The organism is Mesorhizobium erdmanii USDA 3471, assembly GCF_000472705.1.
GTDB lineage: Bacteria > Pseudomonadota > Alphaproteobacteria > Rhizobiales > Rhizobiaceae > Mesorhizobium > Mesorhizobium erdmanii.
Genome location: NZ_KI421453.1, coordinates 486,739 through 489,407, shown reverse-complemented (window position 1 = coordinate 489,407; position 2,669 = coordinate 486,739).

Genomic DNA, 2,669 nt, shown 5'->3' with positions numbered 1-2,669 from the left:
ACAGGTTCGACCGGAGCAACCGGAGCCACAGGTGCGACCGGCGATACGGGGGCCACGGGTTCGACCGGAGCAACCGGCGCCACAGGTGCGACCGGCGCCACAGGTGCCACGGGCTCAACCGGAGCCACTGGCGCAACCGGCGCGACTGGAGCCACAGGCGCGACTGGAGCAACCGGCGCCACTGGCGCAACTGGTGATACAGGTTCGACCGGCGCCACAGGCTCGACCGGCGATACAGGCGCCACAGGTTCGACCGGAGCAACCGGAGCCACAGGTGCGACCGGCGCCACAGGTGCCACGGGCTCAACCGGAGCCACTGGCGCAACCGGCGACACCGGTGCCACGGGTTCGACTGGTGCCACAGGTGCGACTGGCGATACGGGCGCCACGGGTTCGACTGGAGCAACCGGGGCCACAGGTGCGACCGGCGCCACCGGCGCCACAGGCTCGACCGGTGATACAGGCGCCACAGGTTCTACAGGTGCAACCGGCGCCACAGGCGCGACCGGCGATACAGGCGCCACGGGCTCGACTGGAGCAACCGGAGCCACAGGTGCGACCGGCGATACGGGCGCCACCGGCGCGACCGGAGCAACCGGAGCAACCGGAGCCACAGGCGCGACCGGTGATACGGGTGCCACAGGTGCGACCGGCGATACCGGCGCTACGGGTTCGACCGGAGCAACCGGAGCCACAGGTGCGACTGGTGATACCGGCGCCACAGGCTCTACCGGTGCAACCGGAGCCACCGGTGCAACCGGCGATACGGGCGCCACCGGCTCGACCGGCGCCACGGGCTCGACCGGAGCTACCGGTGCCATAGGCGCAACTGGTGATACGGGCTCCACGGGCTCGACTGGAGCAACCGGATCCACGGGTGCGACTGGAGCGACCGGAGCCACAGGTGCGACCGGCGATACCGGAGCGACGGGTTCGACTGGAGCCACAGGTGCCACAGGCGCCACTGGCGATACAGGTGCCACCGGAGCAACCGGCGCCACAGGTGCGACCGGCGATACCGGAGCCACTGGGTCAACCGGAGCAACCGGCGCCACGGGCTCGACTGGAGCCACAGGAGCCACAGGTGCGACTGGCGATACAGGTGCCACCGGAGCAACCGGCGCCACAGGTGCGACCGGCGATACNGGAGCAACCGGCGCCACAGGTGCGACCGGCGATACGGGTGCCACCGGCTCGACCGGAGCAACGGGTGCCACAGGTGCCACCGGCGATACGGGCGCCACGGGCTCGACTGGAGCAGCCGGCGCCACAGGCGCGACCGGTGATACGGGCGCCACGGGTTCGACCGGAGCAACCGGCGCCACAGGCGCGACCGGCGATACAGGCGCCACAGGCTCGACCGGAGCAACCGGAGCCACAGGCGCGACCGGTGATACGGGTGCGACGGGCGCGACTGGCGATACAGGCGCCACGGGCTCAACCGGCGCGACCGGAGCCACAGGTGCCACCGGCGATACCGGCGCCACAGGCTCGACTGGCGCCACAGGCTCGACCGGCGCAACCGGAGCCACAGGTGCGACCGGCGATACCGGCGCCACCGGATCGACTGGCGATACCGGAGCGACTGGCTCGACTGGAGCAACCGGAGCGACCGGAGCAACCGGCGCCACAGGTGCTACCGGCGACACAGGCGCAACTGGAGCAACAGGCGCCACAGGCGCGACCGGCGATACAGGCGCCACGGGCTCGACTGGAGCAACCGGAGCAACGGGAGCGACAGGTGCGACCGGTGATACGGGCGCCACGGGTTCGACTGGAGCAACGGGTGCGACCGGCGACACAGGCGCCACAGGCTCGACCGGAGCAACCGGTGCCACAGGTGCCACCGGCGACACGGGCGCCACGGGCTCAACTGGAGCAACCGGAGCCACAGGTGCGACTGGCGATACGGGGGCAACGGGCTCGACTGGAGCAACCGGCGCCACGGGTTCGACCGGAGCAACGGGAGCGACAGGTGCGACCGGCGATACCGGCGCTACGGGTTCGACCGGGGCAACCGGTGATACGGGCGCCACGGGCTCAACCGGGGCGACCGGAGCCACAGGTGCGACCGGCGATCCAGGTGCCACGGGTTCGACCGGAGCAACCGGTGCTACTGGAGCGACAGGCTCGACCGGAGCTACCGGTTCCACAGGCGCGACTGGCGATACGGGCACCACGGGTTCAACCGGTGCAACCGGAGCCACGGGTGCGACTGGCGATACAGGCGCCACCGGCTCGACTGGAGCAACCGGAGCCACAGGCGCAACCGGCGATACCGGAGCGACGGGCTCGACTGGAGCAACCGGTGCCGCCGGCTCGACTGGAGCAACTGGAGCCACGGGTGCGACTGGCAATACGGGTGCCACGGGTTCGACTGGAGCCACCGGTTCCACAGGCGCGACTGGCGATACCGGCGCCACGGGTTCAACCGGTGCAACCGGAGCCGCAGGTGCGACCGGTGATACGGGTGCCACGGGCTCAACTGGCGATACGGGTTCCACTGGTGCGACCGGCCATACCGGCGCCACTGGTTCAACCGGAGCGACAGGCGCGACGGGGGCAACCGGCGCCACGGGTACGACTGGCTCTACCGGCGCAACAGGTCATACCGGAGCGACCGGCTCGACTGGCGCGACCGGTCATACCGGTGCCACTGGTGCGACCGG